The sequence below is a fragment of the Archangium violaceum Cb vi76 genome, assembly GCF_000733295.1.
In the GTDB taxonomy this organism is placed as follows: Bacteria; Myxococcota; Myxococcia; order Myxococcales; family Myxococcaceae; genus Archangium; species Archangium violaceum.
Window position 1 is genome coordinate 13,438 of record NZ_JPMI01000010.1, and the last position, 21,683, is coordinate 35,120.

At 69.0% G+C, this 21,683-nt stretch carries 20 protein-coding genes and 1 pseudogene; 15 read left to right on the forward strand and 6 right to left on the reverse strand.

Annotation, left to right across the window (positions count from 1 at the left end; genetic code table 11):
- Positions 1-178 precede the first annotated feature (178 nt).
- Positions 179-1,495, forward strand: coding sequence for a hypothetical protein (locus Q664_RS02290; RefSeq protein WP_152621859.1), 1,317 nt, complete (start codon positions 179-181; stop codon positions 1,493-1,495).
- 57 nt (positions 1,496-1,552) lie between these two features.
- Here Q664_RS02290 and Q664_RS02295 read toward each other — a convergent pair whose 3' ends face one another.
- The gene (locus Q664_RS02295) at positions 1,553-1,930 is read right to left on the reverse strand and encodes a MarR family winged helix-turn-helix transcriptional regulator (RefSeq protein WP_235216520.1); all 378 of its coding nucleotides are present in this window, start codon (positions 1,928-1,930) and stop codon (positions 1,553-1,555) included.
- A 302-nt stretch (positions 1,931-2,232) separates the two neighbouring features.
- Here Q664_RS02295 and Q664_RS02300 point away from each other — a divergent pair, with 302 nt between their 5' ends.
- From Q664_RS02300 to Q664_RS02310, 3 genes are read left to right on the forward strand one after another with little or no spacing between them, the layout of a single operon-like run.
- Positions 2,233-3,513 (forward strand): TolC family protein, encoded by a 1,281-nt coding sequence (locus tag Q664_RS02300; RefSeq protein ID WP_043389405.1) that lies wholly within the window; start codon positions 2,233-2,235, stop codon positions 3,511-3,513.
- Entirely contained in the window at positions 3,510-4,664 is a 1,155-nt protein-coding gene (locus Q664_RS02305) for an efflux RND transporter periplasmic adaptor subunit (protein ID WP_052517575.1), read from the forward strand. The genes Q664_RS02300 and Q664_RS02305 overlap by 4 nt, the downstream gene beginning before the upstream one ends.
- 1 nt (position 4,665) lies before the next feature.
- Complete coding sequence (locus Q664_RS02310) at positions 4,666-7,812, forward strand: efflux RND transporter permease subunit (protein WP_043389406.1); 3,147 nt, start codon at positions 4,666-4,668, stop codon at positions 7,810-7,812.
- Between the two features lie 97 nt (positions 7,813-7,909).
- Here the strand turns inward: Q664_RS02310 and Q664_RS02315 are convergent, their stop codons facing one another.
- From Q664_RS02315 to Q664_RS02330, 4 genes are all read right to left on the reverse strand, one after another.
- Positions 7,910-9,373 (reverse strand): MDR family MFS transporter, encoded by a 1,464-nt coding sequence (locus tag Q664_RS02315; protein WP_043389414.1) that lies wholly within the window; start codon positions 9,371-9,373, stop codon positions 7,910-7,912.
- A gap of 71 nt (positions 9,374-9,444) precedes the next feature.
- Entirely contained in the window at positions 9,445-10,278 is an 834-nt protein-coding gene (locus Q664_RS02320; RefSeq protein WP_043389415.1) for a sigma-70 family RNA polymerase sigma factor, read from the reverse strand.
- Between the two features lie 60 nt (positions 10,279-10,338).
- Positions 10,339-10,827: a DUF6691 family protein gene (locus Q664_RS02325; RefSeq protein WP_152621860.1), complete on the reverse strand. Its 489-nt coding sequence runs from the start codon at positions 10,825-10,827 to the stop codon at positions 10,339-10,341.
- Between the two features lie 12 nt (positions 10,828-10,839).
- Positions 10,840-11,268, reverse strand: a complete 429-nt coding sequence (locus tag Q664_RS02330; RefSeq protein ID WP_043389417.1) for a YeeE/YedE family protein — start codon at positions 11,266-11,268, stop codon at positions 10,840-10,842.
- Between the two features lie 152 nt (positions 11,269-11,420).
- Here Q664_RS02330 and Q664_RS02335 point away from each other — a divergent pair, with 152 nt between their 5' ends.
- The 6 genes and pseudogenes from Q664_RS02335 (at position 11,421) to Q664_RS02360 (ending at position 15,748) form a co-directional block, all read left to right on the forward strand.
- Positions 11,421-12,122, forward strand: a complete 702-nt coding sequence (locus tag Q664_RS02335; protein WP_043389420.1) for an MBL fold metallo-hydrolase — start codon at positions 11,421-11,423, stop codon at positions 12,120-12,122.
- 30 nt (positions 12,123-12,152) lie between these two features.
- Positions 12,153-12,470, forward strand: coding sequence for a rhodanese-like domain-containing protein (locus tag Q664_RS02340; RefSeq protein ID WP_043389424.1), 318 nt, complete (start codon positions 12,153-12,155; stop codon positions 12,468-12,470).
- 48 nt (positions 12,471-12,518) lie between these two features.
- Positions 12,519-13,305: pseudogene (locus Q664_RS02345) on the forward strand (sulfite exporter TauE/SafE family protein).
- Positions 13,306-13,459: 154 nt separating this feature from the next.
- Complete coding sequence (locus Q664_RS02350) at positions 13,460-14,155, forward strand: pirin family protein (RefSeq protein ID WP_043389427.1); 696 nt, start codon at positions 13,460-13,462, stop codon at positions 14,153-14,155.
- A 112-nt stretch (positions 14,156-14,267) separates the two neighbouring features.
- Positions 14,268-14,450 (forward strand): hypothetical protein, encoded by a 183-nt coding sequence (locus Q664_RS02355; RefSeq protein WP_043389430.1) that lies wholly within the window; start codon positions 14,268-14,270, stop codon positions 14,448-14,450.
- 35 nt (positions 14,451-14,485) lie between these two features.
- Positions 14,486-15,748 (forward strand): radical SAM/SPASM domain-containing protein, encoded by a 1,263-nt coding sequence (locus Q664_RS02360; protein WP_043389434.1) that lies wholly within the window; start codon positions 14,486-14,488, stop codon positions 15,746-15,748.
- Here the strand turns inward: Q664_RS02360 and Q664_RS02365 are convergent.
- Positions 15,745-17,307, reverse strand: coding sequence for an RICIN domain-containing protein (locus Q664_RS02365; protein ID WP_043389437.1), 1,563 nt, complete (start codon positions 17,305-17,307; stop codon positions 15,745-15,747). The two genes, Q664_RS02360 and Q664_RS02365, sit on opposite strands and share 4 nt — an antisense overlap.
- A 190-nt stretch (positions 17,308-17,497) precedes the next feature.
- Here Q664_RS02365 and Q664_RS02370 point away from each other — a divergent pair, with 190 nt between their 5' ends.
- The 5 genes from Q664_RS02370 to Q664_RS02390 are packed head-to-tail and all read left to right on the forward strand — an operon-like array spanning position 17,498 to position 21,668.
- Positions 17,498-18,247, forward strand: a complete 750-nt coding sequence (locus Q664_RS02370) for a hypothetical protein (RefSeq protein ID WP_152621861.1) — start codon at positions 17,498-17,500, stop codon at positions 18,245-18,247.
- Positions 18,247-18,888 carry a hypothetical protein gene (locus Q664_RS02375; RefSeq protein WP_043389443.1) on the forward strand — a complete coding sequence of 214 codons (642 nt, stop codon included), beginning with the start codon at positions 18,247-18,249 and terminating at the stop codon, positions 18,886-18,888. The genes Q664_RS02370 and Q664_RS02375 overlap by 1 nt, the downstream gene beginning before the upstream one ends.
- On the forward strand, positions 18,885-20,090 hold the full coding sequence (locus Q664_RS02380; RefSeq protein ID WP_043389446.1) for a hypothetical protein: 1,206 nt from the start codon (positions 18,885-18,887) through the stop codon (positions 20,088-20,090). The genes Q664_RS02375 and Q664_RS02380 overlap by 4 nt, the downstream gene beginning before the upstream one ends.
- Complete coding sequence (locus tag Q664_RS02385) at positions 20,080-21,042, forward strand: hypothetical protein (RefSeq protein WP_152621862.1); 963 nt, start codon at positions 20,080-20,082, stop codon at positions 21,040-21,042. Before Q664_RS02380 ends, Q664_RS02385 begins: the two co-directional genes overlap by 11 nt.
- Complete coding sequence (locus tag Q664_RS02390) at positions 21,039-21,668, forward strand: tetratricopeptide repeat protein (protein ID WP_043389451.1); 630 nt, start codon at positions 21,039-21,041, stop codon at positions 21,666-21,668. Before Q664_RS02385 ends, Q664_RS02390 begins: the two co-directional genes overlap by 4 nt.
- Positions 21,669-21,683 lie beyond the last annotated feature (15 nt).

Sequence of the window (21,683 nt, forward strand, 5' to 3'; positions counted from 1 at the left end):
CACTGCAAGGGCGGCTCCAGCCCCGCTTCCCTCGGAAACCACGCCGACGGCGCTTGTCCGCCCGTCCCCGGCCGGGACGAACGTCTCACGTGGCGGACATCCGCGCACAGGTCGTCGGGGACCACCTATCTCCCGGTAGTCCCACTCTGTTAGAAGACAAGGGTCGGAAGGGGATACCGTGGACGACAGTAACTGGATCAACTGCCCCCACTGCGGACTCAAGCACCGGCCGAGGGCCCAGAGCCTCTGTCCCCGCTGTGGCCGGGGCTCGACGGGCTCACGCCCTTCCACCACGGCCATCCCGAGCGTCGCCGCCCTCCCCCGGCCTTCCGTGGCCATGCCGGGCGTCGCGGACCGCACCGTCACTCCCGTGGCCAGCGTTCCCGTTGCCCGAGCCGCTCCCGTCAGCGTCCCCGTGGCCCCCGTGCCCGCCCGTGCGGCGGAACACGTCCCCACCGTGGAGTACATCCCGTCCCTGGACTCCATACCCACCCGGGAGAGAGCCCCCACCTCCGAGCCGATGCCGGCTCCCCCGGCGGAAGCCGCCTCCAACGTGAGCGCCGCGCTCCCCGTGGGCGGCGTCATCCTGCTGGTGAATGCGGTCCTCCACCTCTTCGAGTTCCTGTTCCTGCCCTCGGTGTCCACGGATCCCTCGCTCCGGGCGGCCCAGCTCGCGGGCACGCTCGTCGGCGTGGGGCTCGACGTGCTGCTCGGCTTCAGCTTCCTGCGCGGAAAGACCCAGCTGCTCACCCTCGGCTTCATCCGGCTCGTGGTCGGCATGTTCCTGTTCGGAGGCATGAGCCTCTACCAGGCGCAGTACCTCTTCACCCTCGTCGTGTTCGCCTTCTCCTGCGGCACGCTGGTGCTCATCTGGGGCAAGCCCTCGGCCTTCCTGGCCGGTGTCGGCCTCACCGCCGTGCTGCTCTCCATGGGCGTGGAGCTCATCGGCTTCCAGAAGCTGTCCGCCGTGCAGCCCCTGAGCGACCGGGCCCGCATCGCCCTGCGGCCGGACCTCGAGGGCCGTCAGCTCGGCGAGGGCGAGTCCATCGTCGGCGAGCGCCACCCCTACAAGCTGCGCCTCCCGTCCGACGGTTGGTACCGCCGCAAGAGCGAGGTGTCCCGGAGCGCGGACGCCAGCATCGACGTGTGGATGACCCACCCGGAGTACGCCGGCAGCCTGGTGGTGTCCGTGCGCGACTGGAATGACTCGGAGGCGGAGAGCCTGCGCGAGGCGCGGGACGTGGAGCTGCGCGACCTGAAGGTGCAGTACCCCGACTTCGAGCTGGCAGAGACCTCCGACAACGGCACGCCCCTCCAGGACCCGAGCATCGCCACCCTCACCGGCAGCGCGGTGCGCAACGGCAAGCCGTTCCTGTTCGAGGTCTCCCTCTACAGGACGAACGACAGGCTGCTGCTGGTGAAGGCCTTCGCGCCCACGGCGGCCTTCGCGCCCCTGCGCCTGGAGGGCGCGAGCACGACGCTGCGGCCGGACTGAGCGCCCGGACGGGGTGACAGGCCGCGCGCTGCTTCCGCCGAGCCCCACCCTCGGGCATCAACTCTGGGACTCGCCCTCACCGGGCTGGGCGGCGACCTGGGACCAGCCCTCCAGCAGCTTCTCCAGCAGGCGATTCAGCTCCACCAGCTCCGGCTCCGTCAGAATCCGGGCCGCGTCCTCATCCAACGAACGCGTCGCCTCTTCCAACGCCTCCATCGCCACCCGGCCCGCGTCGGTCGCCTGGAGCTTCACGCACCGGCGATCCTCCCCGGCACAGCGCTTCACCAGCCCTTCCTCTTCCAGCCGATCCACCAGCCGGCTCACCGCGGGCGCATCCACCAGCAACCGCTCGGCCAGCTCGGCCTGGGTCCGCACGCCACGCATGGCGATGAACTTCACCGCCAGCAGCTGCGTGAGGGGACGGCGCGACCTCACGCTCAGCCGGCGGGTAAGCAGGCGGTAGGCGGTTCGCCGAAGGGCTCCTATTTGCTCCGCGAGGGTCATTTAACCTAAGAATACAATGATTGTTGTATACAACGATTGTCAATGACACCGAATGAACCGGCCGTTATAGGGGCAGCCGGACAGTACGCGACACCCGATTTTCCCTGGTTCCCCCCTGGCATGACCTCTCGTATCGCCCTCCTCCTCCTGGTGCTCACCGCGGGCCCCGCCCTGGCCGATCAGGATCCGCTCCTGCCCGCCCCGCCCCCTTCCAGCCGCAGGTGGACGATCCGATGCTCACCCCGGCCCAGCCCGCTTCCAGACAGGTGGGCAACTGGGAAGAGGCGCTCGGGCTGGTGCGTGAGCGCTCCACGGATCTCCGGAGCGCGGAGGCCAACGTCCAGCGCGCCGAGGGCCGCTGGCGCCAGGCCCTGGCCACGCTCCTGCCCAATGGCCGCGTGTCGGCGGGAGTGGCCATGGATCTGCTCAACCCCGGCCTCGCCGTGGGCATCACGGGCATCCCGATCGCCGCACAGACGGGGGGGACGTCGAGCCTCCGGCCCACCGTGCCGCTCGCGAGTGGCTCCGTGTCGTTGACGCAGTCAGTCGTGGACATCGGTGCCTGGCGCGGGCTGTCGTCGGCCTCGGCGGCCGAGAACAGTGCCCAGGCGAACCTCCAGGACGTGCAGCGCCGCCTCACCCTGGGGCTGGCGCGCGCCCTGGTGGCCACCGTGGCCGCCGAGCGCGCCGCGGAGATCAACCGCGTGGGCCTGCGCCGGGCCCTGGAGCGCGCCGCGCTCGCCCAGCGCTCGCTGGAGCTGGGCGCGGGTACCCAGTTGGATGTGGTGCGCGTGCGCCAGGACGTGGAGGTGGCCCGGCAGTCGCTCATCTCCGGTGACGAGCAGTTGCGCCGCGCCCGCGAGGCGCTCGGCCTGTCCCTGGGCCTGCCCCAGGAGGTGGGAGTGAACCCGTCCTTCCAACTGCAGGGCTTGGTGGATCAAACCCGGGCCACCTGCACGCCGCTGAAGGCCCTGGGTGATCGGCCGGATCTCGAGGCCGCGCGCGCCCAGGTGGATTCGGCCCGCGAGAGCACGCGTCAGGCGTCCGCCGGCTACCTGCCCACGCTCGGCATCAACAGCAACATCAACGCCTTCACCACGGATCCCGGCCCCGGACGGGTGGCCACCTGGAGCATCGCCGCCGTCCTGTCGGTGCCCATCTGGGAGGGTGGCGGACGGGCGGGAATCGTCCGCGAGCGCGCGGGTTTGGAGCGGCAGGCGGCCGAGACGCTCGAGCGGACCCGGCGCGACGTGGAGGTGGAGGTGGCGCGCGCCCGGCGGAGCGTGGAGGTGGCCGAGTCGCTGGTGAAGACGGCGACCGAGGCGCGCGAGCTGTCCGCGAGGACGGATCAGCTCACCCGGCGAGCGTTCGAGGTCGGCCGCGGCAGCAGCCTGGAACTGGTACAGAGCGGGGCGGCCCTGCGTCAGGCGGAGCTGGCGTTGGCCCTGCGTGAATTCGAGCTTGTCCAGGCGCGCCTGGACGCATTTCTGACGGAGGCCCGGTGCGACTGGTGAGAAGGGTACGCCCCCTGAAGGCGCTGGCAGTGGGAGTGTGGGGTGCCGCCCTCGCGGCGGGAGTGGTGGGCTGCGGTGGCAAGCCGGCGGCCAAGGCCCCTCCCCCACCCCGTGAAGTCGAGGTGGTGCAGCTGGCCCCCAGCGAGGTGCGCGACACGAGCGAGTACCTCGGCAGCCTGCTGTCGCGGCAGAGCGTCAACGTGCTGCCGCAGGTGGCCGGCTACGTGCGCCGCATCCACGTGCGTCCGGGCCAGAAGGTGGAGGCCGGCGCCCCGCTCATCGACGTGGACGCCCGCGAGGAGACGGCGGCGCTCGAGACGGCCCGCGCCCAGCGCACCTCCTCCGAGGTGAACCTGGAGCAGGCCCGCCGCACGCGCGCCCGCCTCGAGTCCCTCTACAAGGAGGGGTTGGCGAGCGCCCAGGAGCTGGAGCAGGCCCGGGCCCAGGTGGACGCGCTGGAGGCCAACACGCGCGCCGCCGCCGCCACGGAGGCCCAGCGCGAGGTGCAGTTGCAGTTCAACACCGTGCGCGCTCCCTTCGCCGGCACCGTGGGCGACGTGCTGGCCCGCGTGGGCGACTTCGTGAGCGCCACCACGCCCCTGACGAGCGTGGCCCAGGCGGATGTGCTCGAGGTGAGCGTGGCCGTGCCGTCCGAGCGCGCCCGCTCGCTGCGGCCCGAGACGCCGCTCGAGGTGCTCGACTCCCAGGGCAAGGTGCTCATCTCCAGCCCCATCTTCTTCGTGGCCCCGCAGGCCGATCCGCGCACCCAGCTCGTCGAGGTGAAGGCGGCCTTCCGCAACACCGTGGGCCTGCGCCCCAGTGAGCTGGTGCGCGCGCGGCTCGTCTACTCCACCCGCCAGGCGCTGCAATTGCCCGCGCTCGCGGTGGTGCGCCAGAGCGGCCAGCCCTTCGCCCTCGTGGTGGCGGAGAAGGAAGGCCAGATGGTGGTGGAGCGCCGCCCGGTGACGCTCGGGGCGCTCGGGGAGATGGCCTACGTGGTGGAGGGTGGACTGAAGGAGGGTGAGCAGGTGGCCGTCACCTCGCTGCAGGCGCTGCGTCACGGCGCGCCGGTGAAGGTGAAGCCCCCGCCCGCCAGGGCCGTCACGCAGGGTTCGGAAGGCGGTGGAGGAGCCGCCGGGGGCAGCCGCTGACATGTTCGTCGATTTCTTCATCCGCAGGCCCGTCTTCGCCGCGGTCTGCTCCATCCTGCTGACGCTGGTGGGGTTGATCGCCATCCCCACCCTGCCCATCGCGCAGTATCCGGATCTCGCTCCGCCCCAGGTGACCGTCACCAGCACCTACGTGGGCGCGAGCGCCGAGGTCGTGGAGAGCGCCGTCACCATTCCGATCGAGCAGGAGCTCAACGGCGTGGAGGGCATGCGCTACATCACCTCCACCAGCAGCAACGACGGCACCAGTCAGATCACCGTCACCTTCGAGCCCACGCGCGACATCGAGGTGGCGGCCGTGGACGTGCAGAACCGCGTGAGCCGCGCCGCCTCGCGCCTGCCCGCCCAGGTGAACCAGACGGGCATCGTCGTCAACAAGGCCTCCAGCCAGATGTTGCTGACGCTCGGTCTGTCCAGCCCGGACAACCGCTACGACGCCAAGTTCCTCAGCAACTACGCCGACGTGAACCTCAAGGACGCCATCAAGCGCGTGCGCGGCGTGGGCGAGGTGCGCATCTTCGGCGAGCGCAAGTTCTCCATGCGCCTGTGGTTGGATCCCACCGAGCTGGCGCGCCGCCAACTCACCCCCCAGGACGTGGTGCGCGCCCTGCAGGAGCAGAACCTCCAGGTGGCCGCCGGCCAGGTGGGCCAGCCGCCCTCCGCCGACGAGCAGCCCTATCAGCTCGCCGTGCGCGCGCGCGGCCGGCTCGTCGAGCCCGAGGAGTTCGGGGAGATCGTCCTCCAGCGCAACAGCACCGACGGGAAGCTCGTGCGCGTCAAGGACGTGGCCCGCGTGGAGCTGGGCGCGGAGAGCTACGGCACGCTGCTGCGCTTCAACGGGCGCACGGGCGTGGGCCTCGCCATCTTCCAGCTCCCCACCGCCAACGCGCTCGACGTGCGTGACGGCGTCATCAAGGAGATGGACCGGCTCGCCCAGCAGTTCCCCCCGGGGCTCGAGTACAAGCCGGGCAACGACACCACGCTCGCGGTGCGCGCCTCCGTCAACGAGGTGGTGCACACCCTGGTGGAGGCCATCGCGCTCGTCATCCTCGTCATCTTCCTCTTCCTGCACGGCTGGCGCAGCGTGCTCATCACCGCCATCACCCTCCCCGTCTCGCTGGTGGGCACCTTCGCCTTCGTCTACCTGATGGGCTTCTCCATCAACACGCTCACCCTGTTCGGCCTGACATTGGCCACGGGCCTCGTGGTGGACGACGCCATCGTCGTCATCGAGAACATCGAGCGATTGATGGTGGAGAAGCACCTGACCGCCATGCAGGCGGCGCGCGAGGGCATGAAGGAGGTGTCCGGCGCGGTGGTGGCCATCTCCATCGTGCTGGTGGCGGTGTTCATCCCCGTGGCCCTCTTCCCCGGCACCACGGGCGCCATCTACCGTCAGTTCGCGCTCACCATCGCCGCGTCGGTGGCCCTGTCCACCTTCTGCGCCCTCACCCTGACGCCCGCCCTGAGCGCCCGCCTGCTCAAGCACCACCACGGGGAGAAGTGGATCTTCTTCCGCTGGATGGACAAGGCGCTCGACTGGACGAAGGCCGTCTACGGCCGGGGCCTGCGCTCGCTGCTCGAGCACCCCATCGTCATCCTCGTGGCGTTCCTCCTGTGCATCGCGGGAACGGTGCTGCTGTTCCGCTCGGCGCCCACCGGCTTCATCCCCGACGAGGATCAGGGCTACCTCATCATCTCCGTGCAGGGTCCCGAGGGCATGTCGCTCGCCCAGACGGAGAAGGTGCTGGCCGAGGCGGAGCAGATCCTCAAGGCCCAGCCCGAGGTGGTCACCATCTTCGCCATCGGCGGGTTCTCCTTCCAGGGCACCGGCCCCAACTACGCCACCATCTTCATCCCCCTGCTGCCCTGGGAGAAGCGGCCCAACCCGAATCAGTCCGTGGCCGCGCTCGTGGAGCGGCTGCGCGGACCGCTCGCCGCCATCGGTGGAGCCCGGGTGATGCCCCTGCAGCCCCCCGCCATCCGTGGCGTGGGCAGCGTGGGCGGCTTCCAGTTCATCATCGAGGACGTCGGAGGCAGCATCTCGTTGGATCAGCTGGCCTCGACCGCCCAGGAGCTGGTGGCCAACGGCAACCAGGACAGCCGCCTGCGCGGCGTCTTCACCTCCTTCAACGCGGACACGCCGCTGCTGGACGTGGAGGTGGATCGCCAGAAGGCCAAGGCGCTCGGTGTGCCCATCGAGCAGATCTTCGGCACCATGCAGCTGTACATGGGCAGCCAGTACGTCAACGACTTCAACTACGCGAACCGCACCTACCGCGTCTACGTCCAGGCCGAGCAGCAGTTCCGCGACAACCCCTCGGACATCGGGGCCTTCTACACGCGCACCGACACCGGCGCGATGATTCCCCTGGAGTCGCTGGTGAAGGTGACGCCCACGGCCTCCGCCCAGGTCATCCGGCACTACAACCTCTTCCGCGCCGTGGAGATCAACGGGCAGGCCGCTCCGGGCGTCTCCTCCGGCCAGGCGCTGGAGTCCATGGAGCAGCTGGCGTCGCAGGTGCTGCCCCAGGGCATGAGCTCGGAGTGGACGGGCATCAGCCTCGAGCAGAAGGAGAGCGGTGGTCAGACGTTGATCATCTTCGCCCTGGGCCTGCTGTTCGTGTTCCTGGTGCTCGCGGCCCAGTACGAGAGCTTCACCCTGCCCTTCGTCATCATCCTCTCGGTGCCGCTGGCCGTCATGGGCGCGCTGGGACTACAGCTGGCGCGTGGCTACGCCAATGACGTCTTCTGCCAGATCGGACTGGTGATGCTGGTGGGTCTGGCCAGCAAGAACGCCATCCTCATCGTGGAGTTCGCCGAGCAGCTGCGCGAGGGCGGCAAGAGCGCCATCGACGCGGTGGTCGAGGCCGCCGAGGTGCGTCTGCGCCCCATCCTCATGACGTCCATCGCCTTCCTGCTGGGCGTGGTGCCGCTCATGACGGCCTCGGGCGCCGGTGCCGCCGCGCGCAACTCGCTGGGCACGGCCGTCTTCGGCGGAATGCTCGTGTCCACCATCGTCAACTTCGTCTTCATCCCCGGCCTGTACGTGCTGATGCAGCAGCTCCGGGGTGCGGCGAAGCGGAGCAGCGCGGAGCCCGAGACCATCGCTCCCGCGCCCGCGCCGTGACGTAGAAGCCTGGAGCTCTCCGGAAGCACGAAGGGGCACCGTGGAAACACGGTGCCCCTTTTCATCGCGGCCCCTCATTCCGAGCCCATTTCGAAGCTCAGTGAGGCGCCGCCACGTCGGTGGAGGGGACCGCCACGTCCCGCTTCACCTTGGGGAAGAAGAGCCCCGCGGCGAAGGCGGCCACGGTGGCGGCGCAGATGATCCAGAAGTTGATCGTCAGCCCCGTTCCGAGCGCCCCGCTCAGCGTCTGGAACAAGGCCGGAGACAGGCCGCGGCCGTGCTCGGGGCCGAGCAGCTCGTTGGCGGCCTCCAGGGGGACGGTCGGATCCTTCATGAGCTGGGAGACCACCACGCCGCCCATCAACCCCACCCCGAGCGCCCCGCCGATGGTGCGGAAGAACATGTGGCTCGCCGTCGCCACCCCGCGCAGCTCCCAGCCCACGCTGGTCTGCACCGCGATGAGCAGCGAGGTGGCCGTGAAGCCCAGGCCGATGCCGAACAACGCCATCGCCAGCTCCGGAATCAGCAGCGAGGACTCCGGCTTGAGCAGCAACGCCATCACCCCCGTGCCAATCACCGACAGCCCCAGCCCTCCGACGATGAGCGGACGGAAGCCCGTCTTGAGCAACAACCGCCCCGCGAAGAGACTCGCCACGGGCCAGCCGACGATCATCGGGGTGATCATCCCACCAGCCAGCGTGGCCGAGCCGCCCAGCACGCCCTGCACGTACAGCGGCACGTAGGTGGTGGCCCCGAACATCGCCGCCGAGAAGAGCGCCCCCGCCACCGCGGAGATGGTGATGGCCGGGTTCTTGAAGATGGTCATGGGGATGATGGGCTCGGCGACCTTGCGCTCCACCCACACGAAGGCGGCGAGCAGCACGGCCCCCAACATCAGCTCCGGCAGGTTGCGGCCGATTCCCTGCACCCCGAAGAGCAGCGCCACCACGCCGGCCGAGAGCAGCACCGCCCCCGCGTAGTCCAGCTTCAGCGGCTTGTGCTGCACCTGCTCGTGGAAGAAGAACACCAGCAGCGCGAAGGCGCCCAGCCCCACCGGAACGTTGATGAAGAAGACCCAGTGCCAGGTGAGGTACTTCACGATGAGGCCACCGGTGAGCGGACCCACCAGCCCCGCGAGCCCCCACACCCCGCTGAAGACGCCCTGCACCTTCGCGCGCTGCTCCAGCGTGTAGATGTCCCCGATGATGGTGAGCGAAACGGGCTGCATCGCTCCCGCGCCCAGCCCCTGCAACGTGCGGAAGGCGATCAACATGTTCATCGACGTGGACAGCCCGCTGAGAACGGAGCCCGCGAGGAACAGGCCGATGCCGAAGAGCAACACGGGCTTGCGCCCATAGAGGTCCGCCAGCTTCCCGTAGATGGGCACCGTCACGGTGGAGGCGAGCATGTACGCGGTGAAGACCCAGGCGTAGCTCCGCAACCCGCCCAGCTCACCGACCACCGTGGGCATGGCGGTGGAGACGACGGTCATCTCCAGCGCCGCCATGAAGAGACTCAAGGCCAGGGCAACGGTGGTCAGGGGACGGTGGGTGGTTCTCATGCTGTCGGGTCGGGAGGGTCGGACGGAGAAGGAGCGCCCTGCTTAACGGGTGGAGGCCAGGGCCGCCATCGTCAAGTATTCCCGTCTCCCGGGCTCCCGGCCTCGAGCGTCCGAGACAACGCCTGGCGCACCGCCGCGCGCACCGGCGCGGGCACTTCGTCCCCCGGGATGCGCCGGCACAGGGACACCGTGCGTTTGAGCGAGTCGCACGCCTCGGCACAGCGTGGGCACCGCGACAGATGGTCCTCGAGGCGTACGCACGTGGCCTGGTCCACCTCCTGCGCCGCGAACTCCGAGAGCTCCTGCGCCAGCTCAGGGCATCCGCGGGCCTCGTCCTGGGCGCCCTCGCCCATCAGCGTGGAGAGGTGCTCGCGCAGTTGGAGCCGCGCGCGGTGCAACCGGCTCTTGAGCGCTCGCACCTCGATTCCCACCACCTGCGCCGCCTCCTCGGCCGTGAGGCCCTCCACATCCCGGAGGATGAGCACCTCGCGCTGGGCCTCGGGCAACGCGAGGATGGCCGCCTGCAACACCTCTCCCATCTGCCGGGCATGGGAGACCATGTCCGGAGCCGCCTCTTCCGCGGCCACCTGGGTCGCCGCGGGAGAATCCAGGGGTTGGAACTCCTCGGGGGCTCCGGCTCGGCGGCGGCGCAGGCGGAAGCAGTGCGTGCGAGCTACCTGGAACAGCCACGTGGACAGCTGCGCGTCGCCCCGGAACGCGTGGATGCCTCGGAAGGCCGCGAGCAGCGTCTCCTGGAGCACCTCCTTGGCGTCCTCCTCCGAGCCGCACATGCGCAGGCCGAAGCGGTACACCTGCTTCTCGTGCCGGGCGAGGAGCTCGTCCACGGCCTTGTCGTCACCCGAGCGAGCGGCCTCCATCAACTGCGCATCGGTTCGCGTCGACATCTCCCGGTCGCCTCCTCGCGCTCCCCGCCGGGGAACACCAGACGGCCAGGATGCCTCGCGTCAGGGGGCGGCTCCAACTGATTCCGGAGGCCGTGAAGGCATCGTGTCCGGGAGCGGAGTCCCCGCGCGCTCGCTCCGCCGCGTTTGTAACAACTGGGCGAGGAACATGCCGGCGAACATGGCGGGCACGAAGACGAGCACCTGGGGCGCGCCGCTGGAGAGCGCGGTGAGCACGGGGCCAGGACAATAGCCGCCGAGCCCCCAGCCCACCCCGAAGAGGGCCGCTCCCACGAGGAGCTTCGAGTCCACCCGGCTGACGGGGAAGGAAGGGAATTTCGCGGCGAACAGGGGCCGCTCCCGCTCGAGGATGAAAGGCCGCAGTGCCGCATGCACGGCGATGGCCCCCCCCATCACGAACATGAGCCGGAAGTCCCAATCTCCCGCGATATCGAGGAAGCCGAGGACGTTGGCCGGGTCCGTCATGCCGCTGATGCCCAGTCCGAGGGCGAAGAGGAGACCGCTGAGAAACGCGCTGAGAAGAGGACGCAAGGGAAGCTCCGTTCAGAAGACGTGGCGGGCCAGGAAGACGGTGAGGACACCCGTGGCCATGAAGGTGAGCGTGGCCGCGATGGAGCGGACGGAGCCTCGGCTGATGCCGCAGACGCCATGCCCACTGGTGCAGCCGTTTCCCAGCCGCGAGCCGAAGCCCACCAGCAGCCCGGCCACCACCAGCAGCGAGACCCCGCTCGCGCTCAGGGGCCCCGGAGCCGCGAAGGAGCCGGGACGAAGCCACGCCAACAGCAGGCCACCGGTGAGCAGCCCCGCGAAGAAGAGCACGCGCCAGGCGATGTCTCCGCGAACAGGGGCCAGCAGCGAACCCACCACACCGCTGATGCCCGCCACCCGGCCGTTGGCCAGAAGCAGGAGCGACGCGCTCAGTCCGAGGAGCGCCCCGCCCAGGAGAGGAAGGAGGAAGGAAGAAGAAGTCATGTCCTGTGAGAGCCAGATTCCCCAGAAAAGGATTCACCGGGAATCTACACCTCCATGAGACGGGAGGGCGGCCCCCTGCTCTCCCGGCTGCTCACAACGAGGCCTGAATCCTTTTTCCCGGCCCCGGGCTCTCACGGACAGGAGACCCCGACATGATCTTCCGTCAACTCTTCGATACCGAGTCCTCGACCTATACCTACCTCATCGGTGACGACGCCACGCGCCAGGCGGTCCTCATCGATCCCGTGCTCGAGCAGGTGGATCGCGACCTGCGGCTGGTGAGCGAGCTGGGCCTCACCCTCACCCACGTCTTCGATACCCACGTGCACGCCGACCACGTCACCGCGTCGGGCGTGTTGCGCGAACGCACGCAGTGCACGGTGGTGGGCGGGGAGGGAGGAGCCCCCTGCATCAACCTCCAGGCGCGCCATGGGGACGAGGTGCGCGTCGGACAGCTCGTCTTCCAGGTGCTCGCCACTCCGGGACATACGAACGACAGCGTCAGCTACCTCCTCGGCGACCGCGTCTTCACCGGCGACGCCCTGCTCGTGCGAGGCAACGGCCGCACCGACTTCCAGAACGGCAACGCGAGCCAGCTCTACGACAGCCTCACCCGCGTCCTCTTCAACCTGCCGGACGAGACGCTCGTCTACCCCGGCCACGACTACAAGGGCCACACGGTGACGAGCATCGCCGAGGAGAAGCGCCACAACCCGCGCCTGGCTGGCAAGAGCCGTGAGGAGTTCATCCACATCATGGAGAACCTCCACCTGCCCAAGCCCCGGAAGATCGACATCGCCGTCCCGGCCAACCGCGCCTGCGGGACCACGGTGCCCGTCCCCCAAGGGGCCTGAATCCCCTGCCCTCTCTCTGGAGACCCGGCCATGGCATCGCTTCCCTACCAGGACATCACCCCCACCCAGCTCGAGGCGCTCGGCCCCCGGGTGCGCCGCATCGACGTGCGCGAGCCAGATGAGTACACCGGCCCCCTGGGCCACCTGCCCGGGACGGAGCTCATCCCGCTGGGCACGCTGGAGGCGGCGTCCGCCTCCTGGCCCCGCGAACAACCGCTGCTGCTCATCTGCCGCTCGGGCGGTCGCTCCGCGAGGGCCGCGCAGGCGCTCGCTCAACGGGGCTTCACCCACCTCTACAACCTGGCGGGCGGAATGCTCGCCGTGCGCGAGACATCCGCGGCCCGCTGAGCTCGCACGGAAACGGACACCATGCTCCTGCTCGGCTTCTCCCTCGCGATGCTCATCGGACTGTCCCTCGGCCTGCTCGGCGGGGGCGGCTCCATCCTCACCGTTCCCATCCTCGTGTACGTCCTGGGCTTCGGAGCCAAGGAGTCCATCGCCATGGGGTTGGCGGTGGTGGGAGTCACCAGCCTCTTTGGTGCCCTGGGCCACTGGCGCAAGGGCAACCTCCAGTTGCGCGAGGCCGTCGTCTTCGGGGCGGTGGCGATGGCGGGCACGTACGCGGGGGCCCGCCTGTCCGTCTTCATCTCGGGCACGGCGCAGCTCCTGCTCTTCGCCACGGTGATGCTCGTGGCGGCCTTCTTCATGTTCCGCAATGGCCGCGAGGAAGCAGCCTCCCCCCCCACCTCCCCACAAGGCCTCCTTCCCGGTCATGGCCGCGGCCGCGCTCGGCGTGGGGGGCCTCACGGGACTGGTGGGCGTGGGCGGCGGCTTCCTCATCGTGCCGGCGCTGGTGCTCCTGGTGGGCCTGCCCATGAAGCAGGCGGTGGGCACCAGCCTGCTCGTCATCGCCCTCAACTCCTTCGTGGGTTTCGCCGGCTACCTCGGCCACGTGGACGTGCCCTGGATGTACCTGGGACTCTTCACGGCCATCGCGGTGGCGGGAATCCTCGCGGGCACCTGGGCGACCCACTTCGTGTCACAGGCGGCCCTCAAGCGGGCCTTCTCGATCCTCCTCGTGGTGATGGGCGCCTTCATCCTCTTCAAGAACCGCGAGGCCCTGCACCAGTCAGGCACCGGGCACACGAGTCCGGTGGTCTCCTCGGCGCCTCACGCCCATTGAGTGCTCGCTCCCCTCCGCGGCTGTTCTCCCCCGCGGGACTTTGTCCCATGGGTGGAACAGTCCTTCCAGGATTCACGTCTGGTGCGGCAACAGTCTCGCGGTCATCTTGGAGGTGTCTCAACGAGAGAACTCAACGAGAGAAAAGGAGCACCCCATGATGATCGTTCGACCCTCTGAAACGCGCGGACATGCCAACCACGGCTGGCTGGACTCCCACCATACGTTCTCGTTCGGGGGCTATTACGACCCGGACTTCATGGGCTTCCGCGCCCTGCGCGTCATCAACGAGGACCGCGTCACGGCGGGCGACGGCTTCGACACGCACTCGCACCGGGACATGGAGATCATCACCTACCCGCTCAGCGGCGCCATCGCGCACCGGGACAGCACGGGCGGCGAGGGACTGCTGCGCACCGGCGAGGTGCAGCGCATGACGGCGGGCACCGGCGTGCAGCACAGCGAGATGAACGGCGCCAACGAGGAGCTGCACTTCCTGCAGATCTGGATCCTCCCCAAGCAGCGAGGACTGAGGCCCGGCTATGAGCAGAAGGCCTTCTCCGAGTCCGAGCGCCAGGGCCACTGGCGCGTGGTGGCCAGCCCCGACGCCCGCGACGGAAGCCTCACCGTGCACCAGGACGTGCTGCTGCACAGCACGCTGCTGGGCCAGGGCGAGCAGGCCGAGTACACGCTGGCTCCGGGCCGCCACGCCTGGGTTCAGCTGGCACGGGGCAAGGGCACGCTCAACGGCGTGGAGCTGAAGGCCGGAGACGGCGTGGCCGTATCCGAGGAGTCCCAGCTGGTGCTCTCCGCCTCCGAGCCGCTCGAGGCCCTGCTCTTCGACCTGGCCTGACCGCACGCGCCCCGCCCACGACGGGGCGCCACCGGGCCTTCGTGAGTTTCTGGATTGCTCTCGACCATCAGGAGGCCTTATCCTCGAACGTCCACTCGCGAAAGGACCGCCCATGAAGAAGGTCGAGAAGAAGTTCCCGCGCACGCAGGTCATCGAGCGTCAGAACGAGCGCACCCGCCAGGTGCTGGAGCTGGATGAGAAGGCGCTCGAGCAGATCCGCGGAGGCAGCGCCGACTACGGCCTGCCGCCCCCGGATGAAGACATCATCAAGAATCCCAAGTTCCAGCTTCCGTAGCTGACCTGCTCCCTCGCTGTCCCCGCCCCCGGCTCATGCCTCAGCCCACCGTCCAGACCCGCACGGCCTATGCCGTGTGGGAGCTCACCCTCAAGTGCAACCTCGCCTGCGGCCACTGCGGTTCGCGGGCGGGAGACAGCCGCAAGAATGAGCTCTCCCGCGAGGAGGCGCTCGACCTGGTGCGCCAGCTCGCCGAGGTGGGCATCCAGGAAGTCACCATCGAGGGCGGCGAGGCGTTCCTGCGTCCCGACTGGCTCGACATCGCTCGGGCCATCTCGGACCACGGGATGCTCTGCACCATGACGACGGGAGGCTATGGCCTCTCGCGCGAAACGGCGCGGCGGATGAAGGAGGCGGGCATCGCGCACGTCTCCGTCTCCGTGGACGGCCTGGAGGCCACGCACGACAGAATCCGTGGCCGCAAGGGCTCGTTCCGCTTCTGCTTCGAAACGCTGGGCCACTTGCGCGCGGCGGGTATCCCCATCAGCTCGAACACGCAGGTCAACCGCCTGTCCGCCCCCGAGCTGCCCGTGCTGTACGAGCGCCTGCGGGACGCCGGCATCCGCGCCTGGCAGGTCCAGCTCACCGGCCCCATGGGCAACGGGACGGACAACGCGTGGATGCTGCTGCAGCCCGCGGAGCTGCCGGACCTCTACCGGATGCTCGCCCGCGTCGCCCTGCGGGTCCGCGAGGAGTCCCGGCTGTCATTGGTCCCTGGCAACGACGTGGGCTACTTCGGCCCGTACGACGACATCCTCTTCTCCTCCAGTGGGGCCAAGGTGTGGGCGGGCTGCAAGGCGGGCCTGTCCGTGCTGGGCATCCACGCGGATGGCGGCATCAAGGCGTGCCCCACCCTGCCGTCCGAGTTCGTCGGCGGCAACATCCGCCAGCAGCCCCTGGCCGACATCCTGGAGACGCGCGAGCTCACCTTCAACGCCGACGCCGGTACGCCCGAGGGCTTCGCGCACCTGTGGGGCCACTGCGCGAGCTGCCGCTACGCCGAGGCCTGCCGGGGTGGGTGCTCACAGCGGGCGCATGTGCTCTTCAACCGGCGGGGGAACAACCCCTACTGCCACCACCGCTCGCTCCGGCTGGCCGAGAGCGGTGTGCGCGAGCGCGTCATCCGCACCGCGCCCGGCACGGGGTTGCCCTTCGACCATGGCGTCTTCGAGCTGGTGGAGGAGCCGCTCGAGTCACCCTGGCCGTCGGACGATCCGCATCACTTCACCTATGAGCGCGTGGAGTGGCCTCCCGGTTGGGAGGCCTTCCCGCTGCCCGAGGCCAGCGCAACCCGCTAGCGGTAGTCCCACTTCTGGTTCGAACCGCCGTGGCACTCGTAGATGCTCAGCTTCGCGCCGTCGTTCGCGTTGTAGCCCTCGATGTCCACGCACTTGTTGGCCAGGTAGCTCACCAGGTCACCCGCTCCGCTCAGCACGAAGTCCTGGGCGGGGCTGGTGTTGCAGTTGGCGATCTGGATGCGCGTTCCGTTGGCCGTTGACGCGCCGGAGACGTCCAGGCACTTGTCGGCGATCCGCACCTTGCGTCCATCGAAGGTGAACTTCTGGGCGTTGGTGCCATTGCACGTCCACATCTGCACCTGGACACCATCGGAGAAGTTCGAGTTGGGCACGTCGATGCACTTGCCGTTCATGCGCGAGACGAACGACCTGCCGCCGCTGCCGCCACCGCTCGTGACGAGCGTGAGGCCGTAGGCGTTGAGGATGGGCTGGAGGGGCTGGAAGAACGTCTGGGGAGGATTGCCGTTGGCGCAGCCACCCGCGATGCCCGAGGTCACGCCCTGCGCCTGATTGCCGGAGAGGACCGAGCCACCCGAGTCACCGGGATCGGCGCACGCGTTGGTCTTGGACAGGCCATGGACGGGCCCATTGGAGTAGTTGACGGTGACGTTCGTGGCCTGGAGCGTTCCACACCGCCAGCCGGTCGTGTTGCCGGAGCGGCAGATGGACGCGCCGATGCCGGCCACGTTGGCGCCCTGAACGAGGACGTGCGCGTTGTTGTAGTTGTACACCCAGGGCTGCGGCGTCCACGAGCTATTGGTCGCCACCCATCCGTAGTCAGCACCGGGGAAGACCGACCCCCGGATGGTACCCATGGCCTGCCAGTTGCTGCCCAGCGTGGGGGTGCCCGCCCCGCCGCAGTGGCCCGCGGTGACGAAGCCGCCGTACACCGAGAAGCCCACCGAGCAGACACCATAGGAGCCACCGGCCCCCGTGCCGAAGTAGTAGATCTCTCCGCCGCGCAGGTCGTAGGCCGGGCGCGGGGCCTGGGTGGAGTGCTCCACGCGAATCACCCCATCCCGCGCGCCGCTGCTCAGGGCGGCGAACGACTGGGCGCGCGAGGCCATCAGGCTCGTGCCGCTCTCCGCCCGCACGACGACACTGTTGGTGGCGACATCCACGTACCAGGAGTGGACCGAGGCGGGAGCGTTGTGGGCGTTGCGGTCCAGCTCCGCCTGGACCTGCTCCAGCCTCGCCTTGCTGTGCTTGACGAGCAGCGGCTCGGCTCCGGCGCGGCGGACGCGAGCGGCGCTGGCCTCATCCGTGACACCGACGATGAGCTGGGTGCCATCCTCGTTCAGCCAGGCTCCGCCAAAGCGCTCTCCCAGCTGCGCGCTCAGGCCCTTCTCGAGGGACGGCGCCTTCGCCTCGAATACCAACCGGCGCCGCAGCTGCTCCTCGTCGATGTTCAGGTCCCGGCGCATCGCGGTGAGCAGCTCTGGTGACACCTCCGGCGCGGACTCGACTTCAGCGGCGGCGGCGGGCAAGCCGTGGAGGGTCGCCAGACCGGCGAACAACGCCGTCACGGTGGAGAGCGCGTTGAGCTTGCGATTCTTCATGATGTTGGTTTCTCGCGGAGATGGGGGTTTGCGGCTTTTTACGGTCCGCATGTGTAATTTTCACGAGCAATCCTGTCAATGCGCGGGTCGCGACATCCGTGTCGCGGATCCCCGCTCCCGGAGTGCACAACCCGCCTCGTTCTCCCGCCTATAGGCGTCGGCGCAACAGTTGCATAAAGTCGCCGACCACATGACACGTCGTGCTGTGAAATTCGGGCGCAGGGTGAGGGACGCGGGCTGGGTACTGCTGTGCGGTGCGCTGCTGTCCGGCTGCGTCACCACCACCGTGTACCAGCCGCTCAGCGCATTGCAGCGCCCGGCGATCGTCGATCCGCAGCTCGCGAACTTCGAGGGCATGCGCCTGCTCGTGCGCTGCGTCCCGGGGGACTACATCGAGGCGAGCGACGCCGACCTCCTCTGCCGCAAGGTCGGCTCGCTGTTCCGGAACCAGGGCGCGAGGGTCGAAACCGACGTGCCCCGCAACGGCAGATCGTCGCGGAACCTCCAGGAAGGCACCCCGCCCGACCTGGTCGTCAATCTGTCGTCGCGGCTCCTCCACAAGGAGAGCAGCGGCCCGCTGTGGGCCCTCACGGTCCTCACGCTCACGATCGTGCCGGCCTACACGGAGTACAGCGTCGCGCAGGACGTGACCATTCGCGACTCGAGCGGGTTCCTGCTCGCGTCCGACAGCCTGAAGGCGCGCTTCATCGAGTACTTCGGCGCCGGCGTATGGGGCGTGAACTGGGTGCTCGACGCCGTCGTGCGCCCGCCGGAGGAGGAGATCACGGGCGACGCGGCGGCAAAGGACTTTTCGCGCGACTTCTACGCACAGCTGAGCCAGCTCGCCTTCAACGCGCGGGTCCGCGCCGACGTGCTGCGCTCATTCGAGCCCCGTCCCCAGAGCGGGAGCAACCCACGCCAGACGGGGGCGGTGCCGTAATGGAAACCCTGCTGGTCTTCCTCCTGGTGCAGCTCTCGGTGTCCGAGGGGCGCCCGTACGATCCCGCGCCTGGCATCTGGCACGACAAGTCGGAGGCACGGAACCTCGATTGCTCGCGCATGAGCCAGCAGCGGGCGCATGAGCTCCACCCGGGGGAGATCCCCGCGCCGCTCGCGCGCCTGGCGAACCAGGAATCCGAGGCGCTCGTCTGCACGCGGCGCATCATGCGCAATGGAGAGCGGCCGGAGCGCGACGAGCTCATCCTCGATTCGCTGCGTGAGTCGGTGGGAGAGATCGCCGAGGTCGCCAGCGCGCTGGGGCCGGGCAAGCTCACCTGGCACGTCGACGCCTTCTATCCCCAGCCCGAGGTGGCGGCGAAGATCTCCGTGGCGGCGCGCACCGAGCTCGCCGAGCAGGGACGCCGGGTCTCCGACAAGGTTCCGGTCCTCGCCGCTGGCGACATCGTGGTGCTCGGCCGGATGGCGCCGAAGGATGCCTATCCGCTGGCGTGCAAGCGCTACTTCGCTCAACGCGCGCTCGGCGAGAACGACGCGTTCCTGGGGATCATGCTGATCGACGAACGGGAGACGCAGCTCCACGCCGGACTGTGTCTGAATGGAGAGTGGAGATGGCTGCGATGAGGCCGGCGCTTCTCGCACTCACGCTCGCGTTGGTCTCCTCGTCGTCGTGGGCGGAGGTGGCCCCGGAGATCGCCGAGGCGCAGCGGGCGCAGATGGAGAAGCTCCGCGCGGAGGTGGCGGGGCAGATCCAGCTCCAGGCGTACGACCTGCTCGACGAGCTCGTCTACGGCTGGACGCGGCAGCCGGTCTTCGAGCTGGAAACGCCGGTGGTGCTCGCCGACGTCACCGTGCCGGTGGGCTTCGGCAGTGGACTGGCGGCGCTGATCGAGAACCACTTCGCCGAGCTGGTGGTGAAGAACCCGCGCACCCGGCTGACCCTGGCGCACTGCCCGCAGTGCACCGCGGTGGTGGTGCACTCGGGCGCGAAGGGAACGATCGTCTCTCGCGGCGTGGACCAGCCGGAAGCCCTGGCCACCGCGGGTGCGCTCTCCGGTGCGCGCCATGCGATCTTCCTCGACTTCGAGGCGGAAGGCAGCGCGCTGGTGCTGCGCGCCCGTATCACCTCGCTGGAGCCGGCGCTTCCGATCATCCACGCGAAGACCCTCACGACCTCCACGTCGTCGCCGGCGCTGCTGCGCTCGGGAGACCAGCTCAAGAGCGCGGCCGAGGCGCGGAAGGAATACCTCGACGCCCTCCAGGGCCGCGGCCCGGTCAGCGTGCCAGTGCGCGTCGCGGTGCGGAGCTACGCCCAATCCCCTACCGCGGGCCCGATCGCGGCGATGCCCTTCATCTGGCTCCAGGCCGGGGCCGAGGTGGCGCTCACCCAGGCGCGGGCCTGGACCGGCACCTTCTCGGTGGGCGTCACCTGGATGCCCCAGCTGCACACGGGCTTCATGGGGCAGGCGCGCATTTCCCGCCTGCTCACCGGCTCGGTCGCCTCGCTCACCCAGCCGGATCTCTACGTCTTCCTGGGCGGCTCCGTGATATCCATCCACGGGCAGGGGGCGCGGGTGTTCCGGAGCGAGGTGCTGAACCTGGAGGATGTCCTCTCCGACATCCCGTCGCTGCTCGTCGAGCCCCACGCCACCTTCGCCGCGTTTCCGATCGGGCTCGAGCTGCGCGTCGGGAATCGCATCGCGGCTTCGGTCTTCCTCGAGTCCGCGCCAGCGCTCGACAACGCGCCCTCGATCGGTACCCACCTGAACCTGCTCAACATCCTGAAGTTCCACACGGTGGGCGCGGAGGTGTCGTTTGCTTTTTAGGCAACTCGCACTCCTCGCCGCGTTGCTGCCGGCCGTGGCCCTCGCCCAGCGTGACACCTCGCGCGAGGCGCTCGCACGGGTGGAGGAGACCCTCACCCTGCGCCTGGAGGAGGGAGGAATCACGTTGAAGGACGTGACTCCCGCCATGGTGGTGAGCGTCTCGCCGGCTTTCGAGGAGTCGAGAGCCTGGTTCCCGGCCGCTGCGTTGCAGACCCTGGTTCGCGTGTTCGGCTCCGCCGCGCTCCGCTCCTGCGAGGCGTGCATGGCGTCGCGCCTGTACGTGGAGGAGGGACGGCTCGAGCAGTTCACGACCGCCCTGGGCTCGGCGGAGATCATCCGGCTGGACGAGAACGCCCGTGGAAAGGCCCCGCCGGCCCGGGTGGCGATCTGGCTCGACGAGACACCCGAGGGCGTTTCGTTGCGCATCATCGATCTGCACAACAGCCGCATCGTGTTCGTGCAGAACTTCGATCCGGGGCTCACCGAGATGGCCCGAACCCGCCGCAACTTCACCCTCACCGAGGAGCTGGAGCGGCGCGCGCGCGGAGACAGCCTCACCCACACGTTCCTCGACGTGACGATGTACCCCGGCCAGCACGTCTCCCTGGATTGGACGGAGCAGTGGGGCGACACCAACGCGAACCTCGCCGGCTTGTCCGTCTCCATCTATGACCCGCTGGTGGGCGTGGGTGGCTCCTACTACCGCGTCATCCCCAACGCGATGAACCTCATGGTCGGCGGGAAGATCCTGCTGAGCGTCCCCACGGCCATCGCCAGCGGCATCAGCGGCACACCAACCCAGGTCCTCGACCCGCTGCTGACCGGCGTCTTCGTACTGCGGGTGCCGATCGCCAGCTCGAACTACGGCGTCACGTTCACCGCGTCCACCAACGGGAGAATCGGCATTGGGATCTCCCTCCTGAACATCACCGCCCTGCCCTTCCTGCCATGAATCGATTCCTGCTCATCCTGCTGCCGATCCTGGCCTCCGCTTGCGCGACGCGGAACTACACCTATTACCTGGTCGAGCCGCCACCGAAGAAGCCCGAGGCGCTCAAGGAGGAAGGGACGTTGGTGCGGCCCTTCGGCTTCGGCTCGACCACGGTGATGAAGGTCCGCTGGAACGATGGCAATCTGATGACCGAGGTGGACGTGCCCATGCTGGGCACGGGTCAGCGCATCGTCATCGAACACGGCGCGGGCAACGGCGACGTGAAGACCATTCCCGCCAGCCGGGTGGTGCCACCGCCGCCCTCCACGGCGGACAAGGCGCTCATCGAGGCCTACCGGGCGCGCGGCCTGCGCATCGACGAGGCGGCGGCGGAGGTGAGCATCACCCGCGCACGCACCTTGATGGAGCAGGCCACCCGCGAGGGCAACTACCACCTGGCCCTCGAGTGGTGTGAAACCGTGTTGGCACGCTACAAGTCGCACCCCGAGTTCCTTCGGGCCAAGGGCTCGCTCCTCCTGATGATGGGGGAGCGCGAGAAGGCCATCGAAATCTACGAGCAGGTCGAAGCCATCGAGAGTGAACCGGGCGTTCGCAAGAAGCTCGAAGAGCTCCAGCGCCAGCAGTAACAGGAGAAGCACGTC

What these genes read in the sequence shown, in the direction of transcription:
- Q664_RS02370 (WP_152621861.1), top strand. Translation starts at nt 17,498, where the DNA reads ATGACACGTCGTGCTGTGAAATTCGGGCGCAGGGTGAGGGACGCGGGC.
- Q664_RS02330 (WP_043389417.1), bottom strand. Translation starts at nt 11,268, where the DNA reads ATGACTTCTTCTTCCTTCCTCCTTCCTCTCCTGGGCGGGGCGCTCCTC.
- Q664_RS02375 (WP_043389443.1), top strand. Translation starts at nt 18,247, where the DNA reads ATGGAAACCCTGCTGGTCTTCCTCCTGGTGCAGCTCTCGGTGTCCGAG.
- Q664_RS02355 (WP_043389430.1), top strand. Translation starts at nt 14,268, where the DNA reads ATGAAGAAGGTCGAGAAGAAGTTCCCGCGCACGCAGGTCATCGAGCGT.
- Q664_RS02335 (WP_043389420.1), top strand. Translation starts at nt 11,421, where the DNA reads ATGATCTTCCGTCAACTCTTCGATACCGAGTCCTCGACCTATACCTAC.
- Q664_RS02390 (WP_043389451.1), top strand. Translation starts at nt 21,039, where the DNA reads ATGAATCGATTCCTGCTCATCCTGCTGCCGATCCTGGCCTCCGCTTGC.
- Q664_RS02310 (WP_043389406.1), top strand. Translation starts at nt 4,666, where the DNA reads ATGTTCGTCGATTTCTTCATCCGCAGGCCCGTCTTCGCCGCGGTCTGC.
- Q664_RS02315 (WP_043389414.1), bottom strand. Translation starts at nt 9,373, where the DNA reads ATGAGAACCACCCACCGTCCCCTGACCACCGTTGCCCTGGCCTTGAGT.
- Q664_RS02380 (WP_043389446.1), top strand. Translation starts at nt 18,885, where the DNA reads ATGAGGCCGGCGCTTCTCGCACTCACGCTCGCGTTGGTCTCCTCGTCG.
- Q664_RS02350 (WP_043389427.1), top strand. Translation starts at nt 13,460, where the DNA reads ATGATGATCGTTCGACCCTCTGAAACGCGCGGACATGCCAACCACGGC.
- Q664_RS02365 (WP_043389437.1), bottom strand. Translation starts at nt 17,307, where the DNA reads ATGAAGAATCGCAAGCTCAACGCGCTCTCCACCGTGACGGCGTTGTTC.
- Q664_RS02340 (WP_043389424.1), top strand. Translation starts at nt 12,153, where the DNA reads ATGGCATCGCTTCCCTACCAGGACATCACCCCCACCCAGCTCGAGGCG.
- Q664_RS02300 (WP_043389405.1), top strand. Translation starts at nt 2,233, where the DNA reads ATGCTCACCCCGGCCCAGCCCGCTTCCAGACAGGTGGGCAACTGGGAA.
- Q664_RS02320 (WP_043389415.1), bottom strand. Translation starts at nt 10,278, where the DNA reads ATGTCGACGCGAACCGATGCGCAGTTGATGGAGGCCGCTCGCTCGGGT.
- Q664_RS02360 (WP_043389434.1), top strand. Translation starts at nt 14,486, where the DNA reads ATGCCTCAGCCCACCGTCCAGACCCGCACGGCCTATGCCGTGTGGGAG.